Here is a 15888-nt window from a genome sequence, read left to right as displayed (position 1 = left end):
TCACGCTCTTCGGAGCTTGCTGGCCGTTGGCGCATCCGCGGCGGCCCTCGTCGCGCTCGCAGGCCCCGCGTGGTCGCAGAGCGCCAGCTCGACCCTGATCGAGGAACTGGTGGTCACCGCCGAGAAGCGGGAACAGAGTCTGCAGGACGTTCCGGTCGCGATCTCGGCCTTCACGAGCGAACAGCGCGACATCGTCGGCATCAACACGGTTCAGGACCTGACGAACTTCACGCCGGGCTTCGTCTACCAGTCGTCGAACGACCGGGCGAGCATGCGCGGCATCGGACGCCTGACCAACGTGCACTCCGTGGACGGCGCGGTGTCGATCTACATCGACTCGCTGTTCACCACGTCGACGGTTCTGGCCGGCGGCCCGCCGCTGGATGTGGACCGTGTCGAAATCCTGCGCGGTCCGCAGGGAACGCTCTACGGCCGCAACGCCATCGGCGGCACCGTCAATGTCATCTCGCGCCGGCCGACCGAGGACTTCTACGCCGAGGTCCGGGCCATCGCCGAGAACTACAGCTTCACCAACCTGCAGGCGGCGGTCTCGGGCCCGATCAACGACAAGCTTCGGTTCCGCTTCTCGGGCTACAAGCTGGACCAGCGCAAGGGCTACTTCACGAACATCGCCGGCGGCCCGTCCGAAGGCAGCAAGCGCGACGAGTACCAGGCCCAGTTCCAGATCGAGGCCGACCTCGGCGAGAACGCCGACCTCTGGGTGTCGTACAAGACCCTCGTCTGGCACAACCGCGGCGGCCCCGGCGCGCGCTCGGGCTATCTGGGTGACCGCTACGAGACGGGACGCACCGATCCCAACTTCTCGATCGTCTACAACTCGGCCCACGCCTTCTCGCCGGAGACCGGCCTGAACGGCATCGTGCCGGGCAGCCTGCGCACCGTCGGAACGGGCATCAACACGAACCCGGCCCTCGACGACTCCCGCGACTTCCAGACGAACATCCCGCAGCGGGTGCGCCTGCGCGACGTCAACTCGCTGACGACCAACTTCGTCTACCACCTGCCGACCGTCGACATCCGCTATGTGGGCGGCATCCAGGAGTACAAGTACGACCTCTACGGCGACACCGACGCGACGAACGTCCTGTCGTACCAGATCCCGCTGGCCCCCGGTTCGGTCTGCGGCAATGTCGCCGCCCTGTTCGCGGCCGGACGGTCGACGGTGAACTGCTCGCCGCTCACCGTGAACGCCAACAATGGCTACCACTACTTCGAGTACCCGACCTGGTTCAGCCACGAGATCAACATCTCGTCGACCCACGACGGGCCGCTGCAGTGGATCGTCGGTGCGTTCTACTACAACGAGGAATACACCGGCACTGGCAGCACGGCCGACTTCTTCCTGGTCGGCCCCTCTTCGCTGCAAACCCCGGTGCTCGGCGCCGCCCCGAACCCTCAGAATTTCTGGTCGACCGGCAACTACTCGCTGACGACCCGCAGCAAGGCGGTGTTCGGCCAGGTGGACTGGCAGGCGACCGAGACGCTGAAGATCACCGGCGGCCTGCGCTACACCAAGGACAAGAAGTTCGGGACCGAGTTCCGGCGGATCGTCTGCAACTCGGACGCCTGCTACCCGGGCCTCTATGCGGCCCTCGGCCTCGGCTCCCTGGGTCCGGGGACCGCGGCCAACTACGGCAGCCTGCTGGGCAACCTGAGCGCCTTGCCGGCGGTCGGCCAGGCCTTCGGCCTCGGCAACGCGCTGGCGCCGCTCGGCGCTCTCGGCAACGGCGCCTTCGATCTCACCGACACGCTGGCGCCCAAGAGCACGGCGGGACTGATCGAGGGCGTGAAGACGCCGTCGGTCTGCGTCTCCGGCGTCTGCCGCCAGTACGTCATCGGCCCGAACGGCGTCGCCAGCCGCGACCTCAGCGACACCTCGTCGGCGGTCACCGGCACGGCGGGCATCCAGTGGGATCCGGATCCGGACACCATGGCCTACGCCCGCTACAGCCGCGGCTACAAGGCGTTCGGCTTCTCCGCGGGCGGCTTCTTGGCCGTGCCCAAGGCCGACAAGGAGACGGTCAACTCCTACGAAATCGGCCTCAAGAAGAACTTCGGCCGCGCGCTGCAGGTGAACGTCGCGGCCTTCTACCTCGACTACCGCGACCTGCAGGCTCCGGTCGCCGTGCGCGTCGGGGCGACCAACGTCACCCAGTTCGTGAACATCGCGAAGTCCGAGTCCTACGGGGTCGAACTGAGCACGATCTGGCAACCCACCGAGGCGCTGCGCCTGAGCCTGGACTACGGCTACAACCCGACCAACATCAAGAAGAGCAGCCTGCTCGTCGATGTGAACGACAACGTGAACACCGGCGCGGTCAGCGTGGTGGGCAACGCCCTGCCGCAGGCCCCTGAGCACAAGCTGGCCCTGAACGGCCTCTACACGTTCAACATGGACGCCGGGAAGCTGACGTTCGGCGCGACCTACCTCTACCGCTCCAAGTCGTACGCCAACGTGTTCGAGCGCCAGTACAACGCCGCGCCGTCCTGGGATCAGGTGGACCTGCGCGCCATCTGGCAGCCCGAGGACGACAAGTACACCGTCATTGCCTACGTGAAGAACGTGTTCGACACCGAGGGCTACGCGGCGGCGGTCGCGGCCTCCCAGAGGAACAACAATCCGCTGGTGCCCTCCGACCAGTTCCGCAACGGCGCTCGCAACTACGAGCTGACCCCGCCGCGGCTCTACGGCATCGAGCTTCAGTACCGCTTCTGACCACAGCGGCTTTTCACGCCATACCGGGGCGGCGGAGCGATCCGCCGCCCCTTTTTCATGCCCAGGTGGACGCCGGCTCCCGATTTTGAGGATTCGGTATGGGGCGCTTGAGATTTCTGCGTTCGCCGAACCCTTATGCGGCAAAGGATCGCGGAGCCACGTCTGGAATTGTACTCGCAATTCGAAAATGCGGTCTTTCGGCCACAGTGCGTCCGAAAGTCATGCTGCAGCCGCGGCATTCCGTTTGACGGCTTGACCGCGGCGCCCTGAGGGTCCGCGCCCCGGTGCGCCTCCCCGCGCCCGTTCCGACAATCAGCAGAAACACGGGGCTCGGCGCGTGAGCAGCGCGGACCCCGGGAGGACCTTCATGTCTCGCAAAACCACGCCGGCTCGCGCGGTCCTGACCGCCAGCGCCTCGTTCCTGGCCCTATCGGCCGCCGCCCTCCCCGCCCTGGCGCAGACTGCCGACGACGGCGGCGCGGTCGTCGAGGAACTCGTCGTCACCGCCGAGAAGCGTGAGCAGTCGCTGCAGGACGTCCCGGTGGCGGTGTCCGCCTTCACGTCGGAGAGCCGTGACGTCCGCGGGATCACCGGCATCCAGGACTTCGTGAACTTCACGCCCGGCATGAACTATTCCGGCACGGACCGCGTCAGCCTGCGGGGCGCCGGCCGCAACACCTTCTACATCGGCAACGACCCGGGCGTGGCGTCGTACTCCGACGGCTTCTACTCGGCCTCGTCGTCCGAGCTGTTCAAGACGCCGCTCTTCATCGAGCGCACCGAAATCCTCCGTGGGCCCCAGGGCACGCTCTACGGGCGCAACGCCATCGGCGGCGCGATCAACCAGGTTTCCAAGCGGCCGGCGAAGGAGTTCGGCGGCGAGATCCGCGCCAGCTACGGCAACTACGACCGCACGCGGATCGAGGCCGTCGTCTCGCTGCCGGTGGCGGAAAACCTGCGCTTCAAGGTCGGCGGCAGCCAGGACCACCAGCGCGACGGCTACATCAAGAACATCGGCCCCGCGAACGAGGGCGCGACCATCAAGCGCACCTACTTCGAGTTCATGATGGAGGCCGAGCCCACCGAGCGGCTGTCGATCTTCGCCCGCTACAACCGCTCGTCCTGGGACGACACGCTGGGCGTGGGCGACCGCCTGAACAACCTGGTCACGCCCTACGACACCACGCGCGCGTTCGGCCTGATCGGCGCCCTGCAGCCGAACCCGCAGTTCGGCTACGCGACGCCGAACCCCGGCGTCACCGACCCCTACGTGATGAACACCAACACCGACGGCTACGGGCAGCTGCGCGGCAACCACCTGCTCACCACGACGGTGACCTATGACCTCGGCTTCGCCGAGCTGAAGTACATCGGCGGCTTCCAGCAGTACAACTTCCAGACCGGCGGCGACTACGACGGGACGAGCCGTACGGGTCCCATCGCCATCCCGGGCATGGCGGTCCCCTACTTCCCGACCCAGACGACCGACTTCAACGAGAAGAAGCGCTACTACTCGAACGAGGTGAACCTCACCTCGACGGGCGACGGTCCCCTGCGCTGGATCCTCGGTCTCTACCAGTACGAGGAGGAGTACCGTCAGCGCATCCAGCTCGCCAACCCCAACCAGGTCCAGCTGGCTGTGCCGCTGACCCTGGCGGGCACGCCGGCGGCCGCGAACCCGCTGCGCAACTTCTTCGACGCCCAGGCCACGCTGAACTCCAAGGCCTACGCGGTGTTCGGCCAGGCCACCTACGAGTTCAGCGACCAGTTCGCCCTGACGGCCGGCCTCCGCTACACCAAGGACAAGAAGTCGGGCACCGAGTTCCAGCGTCTCATCATCCTGTCGCCGGCGATCGCCTTCGGCGCAGCGGCCTTCGACGTGTCGACCGACGCGGATCCCGCCACGCCGGGCGTGCAGAACTTCCGCGCCCTGAAGGACAGCTGGGACGCCGTCACCGGGACGCTGAACCTCGACTGGACCCCCGATGCCGACACGCTCGTCTACGGCAAGTACAGCCGCGGCTATAAGTCGGGCGGCTTCCTGCTGGGCACGCTGGCCCCGCAGCCGCAGGCCGACCAGGAGCAGGTGGACGCCTTCGAGCTCGGCCTGAAGAAGACCATCGGCCGCCGGCTCCAGGTGAACGCCGCCGCCTTCTACAACGACTACAAGGACCTGCAGCTGAACCTGTCGCAGCTGAACCCGGCCGGCACGGCGGCGTCCAACAACTTCGTCAACGTCGACGCCGAGGCCTACGGCCTGGAACTCGAGGCGGTCTGGCGTCCGATCGGGGCGCTCGACCTCTCGGCCAGCTATGGCTACCTGCACACCGAGATCACCCGCGGCTGCTGCTTCTACGATCCCGCCGACCCGGGCGCGCTGGACCCCAACGCCACGCCCGCGGGCGGCTCGGTGATCTCGAACGGCACGCGGCTGGTCTTCCAGACGCTGAAGGGCTCGCGCATCTACCAGTCGCCGAAGCACAAGTTCGCGGGCAACGCGAACTACACCTTCGACTTCGCGCCCGGCTCGCTGATCCTTTCGGCCACTTACACCTGGACCGACGAGACCTACTACCAGCCGTTCAAGAGCGCGGCGAACAAGGTGAAGGCCTACGACACCACGGACTTCCGGGTGCTGTGGAACGACGCCGACGACCGCTTCACGATCATCGGCTTCGTGAAGAACGCCTTCGATCAGAACGGCTTCACGTCCAACGGATCGACGACTCCGACGGCGATCTTCGACGTCCCGGGCTCGGGCGTCGCGCCGAACATCGCTCAGACGCGGACCGCCATCACGCGGGGCCTGATCCAGCCGCGCACCTACGGGGCCGAGCTGCAGGTGCGTTTCTAAACCTCTGATCTGACGCGATCTTTTCTCCCACTCGCGTCGACCTTGGGGCGGCGGACCTTCACGGTCCGCCGCCCTTGTTCTTTCTGGCGCGGCGGCCTCTGGAGCCCCAGGCGCCGGCCGGCAGGCGCAATGCGCACGCGCGCTGCCCGGATTTAACCTATGGGCAAGCGCTATCACTCAGAATGAGTACTCAGTTTCGTCGCGCCGGCGGGTCATGTCGCTTCCCGACTTCTTCTTCGATCGCGTCACCGCCGACATCCGTCAGCAGATGGACGGCGTGATCGCCTTGACCGAGCAGCTGGCCCGCCAGCGGCTGACGGCGGATGGCGAAGCGTGCCTGGCAAGCGTGGCCGAGGCGGCGGCGGGCGTCAGCCGCATGCTGGACGCTGCCCGCGACCTGCGAAGGACCACGTCGAGGGACGTGCAACTGGACCTTGAGCCGATCCGGCTCCGAGAGGTGATGGACGAGATCCATGACCGCTGGCAGCCGCGGGCGGCGGCGGCCGGGGTGACCCTGCTGGTGTCGTATGACGGCGAGCCTGAGACGGCGGCCATGGCCGACCGCAAGCGCCTGTTGCAGATCTTCGACGGCTTCATCGGCGAAGCCGTCGGCGCCCAGGCGCGCGGCGCCGTGGAAGCCAGCCTGCAGGCGCGCTCCGGCCCGGACGGCGTGACCCTCCTGGGTCGGGTTCGCGGCCCCCGGGACGGCGGCTGGGACGAGCAGGACGTGGAAGCCCGGATCCGCAGCATCGAGGGTCGGCTGGGCCTGGAGGCGGCGATCGGGGCGATGCTCTCGCGCCGCCTGCTCGCCGGCATGGAGGGCCAACTGCGGCGGGAAGCCAACGCCGGCGCCTCCGACACGGCCGCCTTCGAGATCCGGCTCGCGCCGGTCGTGGAAGCAGCGGGCGAGGCTCCCGCCGAGGACGCAGGCCGTCCGGCCCACATCCTCGTGGTGGACGACAACGCGACCAACCGCATGGTGGCGCAGTCCCTCGTCGAGATGTTCGACTGCACGAGCGAGGCGGCCGAGGATGGCGAGGAGGCCGTCGAGGCGGCGCGCTCGGGCCGCTTCGATCTGATCCTCATGGACATCAAGATGCCGCGCATGGACGGCGTCGCCGCCACCCGCGCGATCCGCGCGCTTCCCGGTCCCGTCGCCCAGACGCCGATCATCGCCCTGACCGCGAACGCCGACCCCGAGGACGCGGAGAGCTATCTCGCGGCCGGCATGAACGGCGTCGTCGAGAAGCCGATGAAGCCCGAGCACCTGCTCCAGGCTCTACAGGATGCGCTGGCGCCCGGCGCCGCGGCCGCGGCGGCCTAAAGCCCCGTTACAACTGCAACTTTCTTGCTCTGGGCGCCGCTATTGCACGGGCGTCCGCAATGACATAGGTCGCGGGCTGCTGTTTCGGGGTTGGATTATGTCCGAGGCGAAGTCGGCGGCTCAGCCGCCCTCATTGGAGGCCGTGCGCCAGCGCATCGACGCGCTGGACACTGAGCTTCTGCGCCTCATCGACGAGCGGGCTGCGCTCGCCCGGGTGGTCGCCGAGGCCAAGCGCGCGGCCGGCGACGGCGACAAGTTCGGGCTTCGACCCGGCCGCGAGGCGGCGATCCTGCGGCGGCTCATCGCCACCGAGCGGCGGGCCGCCAGTCCGGCGCTGATCGTGCGCATATGGCGCGAGCTGATCGGCGACAGCCTGGCCTCGCAGGGCCCGTTCCATCTTTCGGTCTGGGGTGGGAAGGATCCGGGCCGCGCCGTCGAGCTGGCGCGTCACAGGTTCGGCGCCGCGCCTCCCATGGTGCAGGTCGCCAAGGCCGAGGACGCGGTCGCCGCGGCGCGCACCCGCGGCGGCGTCGGGATCTGCGCGCTCACGGCCGACAGCGCCTGGTGGGGCCGGCTGCTCGCCGAACCCCGCCTGAGGGTCTTCGCCGCCCTGCCGTGCCTGGGCGCCTGGGGTCCCCTGTCGGCGCTCGCCGTGGCCGAGGTCGCCGTGGAGCCCACCGGCGAGGACGTGACCTTCTGGGTCACCGATGCCGCGGGCGCAGCCGACGCCGTCATCGACGCCCTTTCACGCGATGGGGTTGCGGCCGAGCTGCTGGCCGAGGCGGGCGGTCTGAAGCTGTTCGGACTGGCAGGCTTCTATCAGGCCGAGGATGCGCGGCTCGCCCGCGCGCCGGGGCGCCTGGCAGGCGTGATTGGGGCTGCGCCAGCGCCGCTGGACGTGTAGAGCGTCCGGATTGGTTTCATCTGAAACGAACCCCCATGACCCATACGTCCGAACCCGATGATCGGGCCCGCGCCGCCCGCCCGCTGCCCAAGCCCGGGATCATGGAGATCCACGCCTATGTCCCCGGCAAGGCCAAGGCCGACAGCGGCGTGGAAGCGGTCAAGCTCAGCGCGAACGAGAATGTCCTCGGCTCGAGCGAGAAGGCCCGCGAGGTCTATGTTTCCGCGGCGACCCAGCTCCACGTCTACCCGGACAGCCGCACGACGATCGTGCGCGACGCCATCGCGGAACACTACCGTCTCGAACCCGAACGGCTGATCTTCGGGTGCGGGTCGGACGAGGTCTTCGCGCTGCTCAACCAGACCTTCCTCGAGCCGGGCGACAACATCGTGCAGGGCGAGTACGCGTTCGCGGCCTTCGCGATCGGGGCCCGCGCGTGCCAGGCCGAGGTCCGCAGCGCCCGCGAACCGGGCTACCGGATCGACGTCGACGAGATCCTGAAGTGCGTGGACGGACGGACACGGCTCGTCTTCCTCGCCAACCCCGGCAACCCCACCGGCACGTGGATCCCGTTCGGCGAGGTGCGGCGGCTGCATGAGCGCCTGCCGCCCAGCGTGGTGCTGGTGCTGGACGGGGCCTACAGCGAGTTTGCCAACGATCCGGCCTTCGACGACGGCCTCGACTATGCGCGGACGTCCGAGAACGTGGTGGTGACGCACACCTTCTCGAAGCTGCACGGGCTGGCCGCGTTGCGTGTGGGGTGGGGCTATGCGCCGGCCGCGATCGCTGCGGCGGTGGATCGGATCCGGCTCCCGTTCAATGTGTCGATCCCCGCGCAGCTCGCCGCCGTCGAGGCGCTGAAGGATACCGAGTTCCAGGCGCGGTCGATCGCTCACGTCGACCAGTGGCGCGCGTGGCTGACCCAGCAGCTGGGCGGCCTCGGATTCGAGGTCGTCGGGCCGTCGGCGGCCAACTTCGTGCTCGTGGGGTTCCCTGACCGGCCGGGGCGGACCGCCGCGGACGCCGACGCCTTCCTCAGTGCGCGCGGCCTGCTGACGCGCCGGCTCCTGAACTACGGGATGCCGGATCACCTGCGGATCACGATCGGTCTCGAGGCGCACAACCGCGCGCTGGTCGAGGCGCTGACCGACTTCATCAAGGGCTGAGGAATGAACGAGCCGATCTACGCGAAGATGGCGGTGATCGGCTGCGGCCTCATCGGCTCATCTGTGGCGCGCGCCGCGCGCGAGGCCGGCGGAGCGGTCGGCGAGATCTCCATCGCCGAAACCTCGGACGCCGCGCGGGCGCGGATCCTGGAGCTGGGGCTCGGCGACGTGGTCACGTCCGACGCGGCCGAGGCGGTGCGCGACGCCGACCTGGTGGTGTTCGCTGTCCCGGTGATGTCGATGGAGGCGGCCGCGCGCGCAGCGGCGCCCGGACTGAAGCCGGGCGCCACGGTGACCGACGTGGGTTCGGTGAAGACGCATGTGGCGGACGCCCTCGCCGCGGCGTGTCCCGAAAGCGTCTTCATCGTACCCGGCCACCCCATCGCCGGAACCGAGCAGTCCGGCCCCGACGCCGGCTTTGCCGAGCTGTTCCAGAACCGCTGGACGATCCTGACGCCGCAGGAGCGCGACGATGCGGCCTATCGCTCGGCCGTTGACCGGCTCAGCCGCTTCTGGACGGCGCTCGGCGCCCGGGTGGAGGAGATGGAGGTCAAGCACCACGACCTGGTCCTGGCCATCACGAGCCACCTTCCCCACCTGATCGCCTACAACATCGTGGGCACGGCTCACGATCTCGAGGGCGTCGCCGAGGCTGAGGTGATGAAGTACTCCGCCGGGGGCTTCCGCGATTTCACCCGCATCGCCGCGTCGGACCCCACCATGTGGCGCGACGTGTTCCTGACCAACAAGGACGCGGTCCTCGAGGTGCTGGGGCGGTTCACCGAGGACCTGCAGGCGCTGTCGCGCGCCATCCGCTGGGGTGAAGGCGACAAGCTGTTCGACCTGTTCAGCCGCACCCGCGAGATCCGCCGCGGCATCGTCGCCATGGGGCAGGAAAGCGCCGAGCCCAACTTCGGGCGCGACCGCGGGAAGCACTGAAGCGCCACAATCGCGAAACACGGCCGCAATGGGCGTGGCGCGAGATCCGGCGACACAAGCTGGAGACACTCGATGCGCAACACGATCCTCGCCGCTGCCGCCCTTCTGGCTGCCGCGGGCGCAGCACAGGCGCAGATGCCGGCCCCGGCCGACCTCATCAAGCGCTGGGACACGAACGGCGACGGCGCGGTCGACAAGGCGGAATGGACGGCGGCGGGGCGGCAGGCCGACCGGTTCGACCTGATCGACGCGAACAAGGACGGCAAGGTCACCGCCGCCGAGCTCGAGGCCGCGATGGCGGCGATGCGCCAGCGCGGCGGCTGACGCCCCCGGACACCTCTGCCAACCCCGAACTGAGACGAGGGCGCGCAGGACGCCCCCGGTCGATCGATGTTCAGCGCCGGCAGATCAGGCTGAAGGTGACACTCGTCAGGGGCGCGGCCGCGGGAGCGTTCGGGGCGCCTGCGCCGCCCACCGTCCTGTAGGCCACCCCGTTCTCATCCAGGAAGGCCTGCAGCAGGGTCACGGGGACCGCGAAGTTGATGTTCTGCGGGAACTCGCCGGTGGCTCGCACGAGGGTTACCTCATCTAGCTTGGACACCGTCACGCCGATCAGCCGCCCGTTCGCATCGACCACGGGGCCACCGCTGTTGCCTGGCTGAATCTGGGCCGAGATCTGGATGAGGCTGCGGTCGCCTTCGGGGCCGCTCAGGCCGCTCACGACGCCCGTGGTGATCTTCAGGCCTGACCCGATGAGGCCGCCCAGCGGATAGCCGCCCGCGGTGAGCGACTCTCCGAGCCGCGGACCGCGATCGCGCAGCATGAGGAACTGTCCACCCGCAGTCGACGTCTTCAGGATGGCGAGGTCGGCCCGCTTGTCGAGCGCGACGACTTTGACGGCGCCCCAACGCGGAGATTCGACCGCCTTGCAGTTCGCGACGACGTGGGCCGCCGTCATGGCGAGCCCGTCGGCCGAGATGAAGAACCCCGTACCGCTGCCGTCGCCGGCATCGTCCTCCGAGCTCCCGGCGGCGCCCGCGCCCTCGGAACCGAGACCCGGCCCCCACCATCCGTCTTGACCGGACGCACAGTCGACCAGAGCGTCGAGCACGCCATCCACGCCGGAGCCCTCCAGCGTCATATCTGCGATCCGCCGTCCATCCACGGAGATACGCAGCACCCGCGCAAGCCGGAGCGCCGCCAGCGCTTTCTGGCCAATAGGACCGTCAAGGTAGAGGTAGTTGTCGTCATAGGACGGCTCGAAGTCGAAAGCATAGGCCTCGGTCGAGAAGAGTCCCTTTCGGCCCTGCTTGAGGGTCTTGTTGGCGCTGACCCCGAAGGAGGTGCCCTCCTTGGTCGTCACCAGGACGATCGCGGGTCCACCCTTCATGGCGGCGTAGGCGGTGCAGGACTCCTCCTCCGCGTTGGCGCGAACCCGCCAGAAGCCCTCGGGATTGAGCGCCCCCCGCACGTCCGCGGTCGCAGGCGAGGCCACGCCGGCCCCCCACCACCCCTGCTGGCCCTTCGAACACGCGATGACGGCGTCGAGCGCGCCCTCGAGCCCGGTGTTCTCCACATCGGCGCTGAACACTACGCGGCCATCGAGCTTGACGGCGATCTCGCGGGCCAGCCGCAGCGCCGCGATGGAGCTCTCGTTCATCTCCTCTTCGCTCACCAGTACGCCGCCGCGGCCGAAGGCCGGCGTGAATGAGAAACTATAGGCTTCAGTCGAGAACGCCGCCCGTCGGCCCTTGAGCGGCCGCTTTCCACCCACGGCGAGCGCGAGAGCTCCGTTTTCCGCGTGCAGCATGAACACCTCGCCGGACTCGGTCTCCAAGGTGGCCAGGCAGCTGGTGCTGTCGCTCTCTCCGCGGCCGACCGTCCAGAAGCCCTCCTTGTTGAGTGCGCTCTCGTCTGCCGCCACAGGTCCGGCGACCGCCAAGAGCCCAGCGACCAGCGCGGTCAGGAAACTGCGAAACACGGCACACGCCTCCAGATTGAAAGCTCGGCCTTAGCACGCAGCGCACGGCAAGAACATTAAGCGAACAGATTGCTTGACAGATGGCGCGCGGCTAAGCAGCCAGGAAGGCTCCGACGGTCTCGATCGCTTCCACCAGGGTCACCCGCTTCAGCTCGACCCCTTCGGGGAGGCCGGAGAACAGCCGCGTCGGCGAACTCGCGTCCAGCATGACGAAGCAGCCCCGGTCGTCGGCCCTGCGGATGAGCCTTCCGAAAGCCTGCGCGATGCGGGCGCGGGCGATGGCGTCGTCGTAGCTCTTGTTGCCGAAGCGGGCGCGGCGGGCCTTGTGCAGGATGTCGGGGCGCGGCCAGGGGATGCGATCGAAGACCAGCAGGCGCAGACTGCGGCCCGGCACGTCGACCCCGTCGCGCACCGCGTCGGTGCCCAGCAGGCAGGCATCCTCCTCGGCGCGGAAGATGTCGACCAGCGCGCCTACCTCGAGGGGGTCCACGTGCTGGGCGTAGAGGGCGAGGCCGCGATCGGCCAGCGGGGCCGCGATCCGCTCGTGCACGGCGCGCAGGCGGCGAATGGCGGTGAACAGGCCGAGGCCGCCGCCGCCCGCGGCCAGGAACAGCTCGCGCATGGCCGCGGCGATCTGGCGGGCGTCGTCCTTGCTCACGTCGGTGACGACGAGGGCGCGGGCGTTGGCGGCGTAGTCGAACGGCGAGCCCACCTTGAGCGTCTTCGGGCGCTCGGGCAGGCGCGCGGCGCCGGTGCGCATCTCGGCCAGGGCGAAGGGGTCCTCGAGCGTCGGGTCGGCCAGCGTGGCGGAGGTGACCAGCACGCCGTGCGCAGGCGCGATCACGGCGTTGGTCAGGGGCTCGGTGGGGTCGATCCAGTGGCGGCGGCAGGCGGCGTCGACGACGCGGCCGAACATGAAGTGGGCGTCGAACCAGTCGACGAAGTCGGGGTCGTCCTCGGCGCCCTCGTCGATGGCCTGCAGCATGGCGCGCCAGGCGGGCAGCTGCATGCGGGCGCGGCGGTCGAGGCCCCGGAGGGCGCCTTCGATGCGCGCGCGCTCGGAGGCGGACAGCGTCTCGGCCTCGGCGTCCATGACGTCCTCCAGCGCCCGGGCCAGCGCCAGCAGCGGCGCCTCCACGGCCGCCAGCGCCGCGGCCGCCTCGCGCGCCGTGTCGCGCACCAGGTCCAGCGCCGGCCGCGCCTGGCACTCCATGCCCACCTCGGACGGCGCCGCCCGCGCGCGCAGCTGCTCCAGCACCGCCACCAGGAACGCCTCCACCGGCCCCAGCGGGTTCACCTCCCCGGTCGGCGGCGCGATCCGGCCGCTCCAGCCCTCCCCCGGCAGCGCCGAGGCCGCCCCGATGCACCGCGCCAGCGCCTCGCGCGCGTCCTCCCGGTCGCCCAGGATGTCGAGCAGCCGGTTCTCCAGGCCCCGCCCGCGCCGTCCCCGGCCCTCCGGCCCCCGGATCCAGCGCCGCAGCTCGGCCGCCTCCTGCCCCGACAGCGCCGCCGAGAACGCCGAGTCGGCCGCGTCGAACAGGTGGTGCCCCTCATCGAATACGATGCGCTTCAGGTGCGTCGTCTCGGCGTCGCCCTTGGACCCGCGCGCCGCCCGCGCCCCGTCGAACGCCGCCTGGCTCAGCACCAGCGCGTGGTTGGCGATCACCAGGTCCGCGCGCCGGCTGCCGCGGATCGCCTTCTCCACGAAGCAGGCGCGGTAGTGCGGGCAGCCGGCGTGGACGCACTCGCCCCGCCGGTCCACCAGGTTGGCGGGCGAGGCCTGGGCCGCGGGCGGCGTGGCGAACAGCGTCGGCAGCCAGGCCGGGAAGTCGCCGCCGGTCATGTCGCCGTCGCGGGTGGCCCGCGCCCACCGGGCCGCCAGCCCCATGCCCACCAGGTCGCCGCCCCCCGAAACCCCGACGCCCATCTGGGCCGCGTTCGCCTGCTCCTGGAAATTCAGCAGGCAGAGGTAGTTCTCGCGCCCCTTGCGCACCACGGCCTTCTTCGCCCGCACCGCCGCGTCGGGGTAGACGGCGCGGCTCTCGCGCTCGATCTGGCGCTGCAGCGCGCGCGTGTAGGTCGAGACCCACACCGCCGGCCCGTTGGCCTCGGCCCACAGCGAGGCCGGCGCCAGGTAGCCCAGGGTCTTGCCCACGCCGGTCCCCGCCTCGGCCAGCATCATGTTGGGCTCGCCCTCCCGTTCGCGCGGGGCGAAGACGTGGGCGGTCTCGGCGGCGTATTCGCGCTGCGCCGGCCGCGCCTCGTCGAGGCCGGCGGTCTCGAGCAGCGAACGCAGCCGCGCCTGGGCCGCCTCGGGCGCCACGGGCCTGCTGCCCGGCTCGCCGGGCGGCGCCTCGGCCTCCCACTCGGGGATGCGCTGCCAGACGTCGAGGCCGGACGAGCGGAACTGGTTGCCGGCCGGCTGGGACCGAAGCGCGCCGATGGCCGCCGGGCCCCACGGCCAGCCGGCCCGCGCCAGGGTCTCGGCGAGCGCCAGCGCCTCCTCGCGGCTGGGCGTGGGCGCCGCCGCCAGCTCGGCCAGCAGCCTGCACGCGGCCGCGTGCAGGCTGGCGGCCTGCTCGGGCCCGCCCGCGGGCGCCGGCAGGTCCAGCGCCTGGGCCAGGCCCGCGGCGCTGGGGGCGGTGAAGCGCGCGGGCCGCACGAAGGCGAAGAGCTCCAGGACGTCGAAGATGCGGGGCGTGCGCGGCGGCGGGGCGAGGCCCAGGCGGCGCGCCGTCATCGCCGCGTGGGCGACCAGCACCGGCGCCGACTGCAGAAGGTCGCGCGCGTCCGGGGGACGGATCTGGGCAGCCGGGCCCTCAGGTGGCGCGAGCGCGCAGCGGGGACCCGGCAGGACGACGAGCGCGGGGGCGAGGGCCAGGGCAGGCGGCGGAGCGGACACCGCCATGGGCTAGCGCAGAATCGCCGGGAACGGAATGGGAACGGTGGGGGTGGGACTGGGAAGGTCTGGTCCAGGCAGGTGTCCCCTGCCTTGGCGGAAGAGCACGATGCGCCTTCACGTCGGCCGTGGTCTTGTTGGGCACGCCTTCCACCCGGCCCTCGCCGGCGTCCGGAGGCTTCGCAGGCTCAGCAGCCTCGCCGCTCCGGTCCCGTGCACGACTCGTCGGACACCGTCCAACGAACCCCTTCAGCATCGGACGATGCCTCGAACGTGACCCCCATTTCCTGGAACGCCCGGAAGAGGGCGCGAAGCGTGGTCATCTGGACGGAGACGGGTCCGTTGATGCGCTCGATCCGCTTGATGGTCTCCAGGCTCAAACGCGCCCGCTTCGCGAGCTCGGCCTGATCCAATCGCCGCGCGACCCGCGCCGCGCGGATCTGCTCCCCCGTCAAGTCGAACATCCTGGCCCCGAACCGGCATCGGTCGACAAATCGAGTCAAATATAGATCGGGAAAAAGTCGTGGCAAGGCGCGATAAGTCTCATTTTCGTGAGCCAACATTACTGTTGATGCAAGTCGCAACATATCGTCGTTCGACGTAGTTGCGCGCAAAAGGTGTATCAATCTCCTTTCAGACGATTCCTTAAGTCCCGCTCTGCCTAAACTAAACATTGAACCGACTCACTCGTTCGCCCCAGAAGAGAATCAGCGCTTCCCCAGGGGACTCGGCCTGCCGCAGGACGCGGACGTCATCGGCGTGCGGGCGCAGGCCGACGCCGCCCTGCCCGGTCAGGCAGCGGGGCGGAAAACCAGCCAGGCCGCACGGGCATGCCCGGCATCCCGTTCGGCCATCTCTGTTGAAGCCCGCAGCGCCTTTGCGCGACGCTCCCAACGTCGGAGATGGGCGGGTTGCGGGCGTTGAAACGGCTTGCCGCCACTCCTGATGTTCCGATATTGTTCCACTCCTCCTCTCCCAGGCGCGGCAGCGCCGTGGGAGAGGCCGGGAGAGGGCGGCGCTGAGCTGCGCGCGCCGCGCCGCCGTTGGACCAGGAGGCGACGCCTGTGGGCAAGGTCATGTCCGT

Annotated in this window: 10 protein-coding genes; 7 read left to right on the top strand and 3 right to left on the bottom strand. The window is 69.7% G+C overall.

The window, feature by feature from the left end; translation table 11 throughout:
• Positions 1-16: 16 nt before the first annotated feature.
• The 7 genes from JNK30_RS17275 to JNK30_RS17245 all read left to right on the top strand — a co-directional run bounded on the left by JNK30_RS17275 (position 17) and on the right by JNK30_RS17245 (position 10248).
• Complete coding sequence (locus JNK30_RS17275) at positions 17-2737, top strand: TonB-dependent receptor (RefSeq protein ID WP_293484062.1); 2721 nt, start codon at positions 17-19, stop codon at positions 2735-2737.
• A 367-nt stretch (positions 2738-3104) separates the two neighbouring features.
• Positions 3105-5591, top strand: a complete 2487-nt coding sequence (locus JNK30_RS17270) for a TonB-dependent receptor (protein ID WP_293484061.1) — start codon at positions 3105-3107, stop codon at positions 5589-5591.
• A 214-nt stretch (positions 5592-5805) separates the two neighbouring features.
• Entirely contained in the window at positions 5806-6915 is a 1110-nt protein-coding gene (locus JNK30_RS17265; protein WP_293484060.1) for a response regulator, read from the top strand.
• Between the two features lie 97 nt (positions 6916-7012).
• Positions 7013-7819: a chorismate mutase gene (locus tag JNK30_RS17260; protein ID WP_293484059.1), complete on the top strand. Its 807-nt coding sequence runs from the start codon at positions 7013-7015 to the stop codon at positions 7817-7819.
• Between the two features lie 35 nt (positions 7820-7854).
• Positions 7855-8985: a histidinol-phosphate transaminase gene (locus tag JNK30_RS17255; protein WP_293484058.1), complete on the top strand. Its 1131-nt coding sequence runs from the start codon at positions 7855-7857 to the stop codon at positions 8983-8985.
• A gap of 3 nt (positions 8986-8988) precedes the next feature.
• Positions 8989-9924 carry a prephenate/arogenate dehydrogenase family protein gene (locus tag JNK30_RS17250; protein WP_293484057.1) on the top strand — a complete coding sequence of 312 codons (936 nt, stop codon included), beginning with the start codon at positions 8989-8991 and terminating at the stop codon, positions 9922-9924.
• A 72-nt stretch (positions 9925-9996) separates the two neighbouring features.
• A complete protein-coding gene (locus JNK30_RS17245) occupies positions 9997-10248 on the top strand; it encodes an EF-hand domain-containing protein (RefSeq protein WP_293484056.1) in 252 nt (83 codons plus the stop codon).
• Between the two features lie 70 nt (positions 10249-10318).
• Here JNK30_RS17245 and JNK30_RS17240 read toward each other — a convergent pair whose 3' ends face one another.
• From JNK30_RS17240 to JNK30_RS17230, 3 genes are all read right to left on the bottom strand, one after another.
• Positions 10319-11905 carry a serine protease gene (locus JNK30_RS17240; protein ID WP_293484055.1) on the bottom strand — a complete coding sequence of 529 codons (1587 nt, stop codon included), beginning with the start codon at positions 11903-11905 and terminating at the stop codon, positions 10319-10321.
• A gap of 91 nt (positions 11906-11996) precedes the next feature.
• Positions 11997-14807 carry a helicase C-terminal domain-containing protein gene (locus JNK30_RS17235; RefSeq protein ID WP_293484137.1) on the bottom strand — a complete coding sequence of 937 codons (2811 nt, stop codon included), beginning with the start codon at positions 14805-14807 and terminating at the stop codon, positions 11997-11999.
• Positions 14808-14992: 185 nt separating this feature from the next.
• Entirely contained in the window at positions 14993-15268 is a 276-nt protein-coding gene (locus JNK30_RS17230) for a helix-turn-helix transcriptional regulator (protein WP_293484054.1), read from the bottom strand.
• Positions 15269-15888 lie beyond the last annotated feature (620 nt).

Source organism: Phenylobacterium sp. (assembly GCF_016793225.1).
Lineage (GTDB): Bacteria > Pseudomonadota > Alphaproteobacteria > Caulobacterales > Caulobacteraceae > Phenylobacterium.
This window is presented reverse-complemented; position numbering and strand designations above follow the sequence as displayed.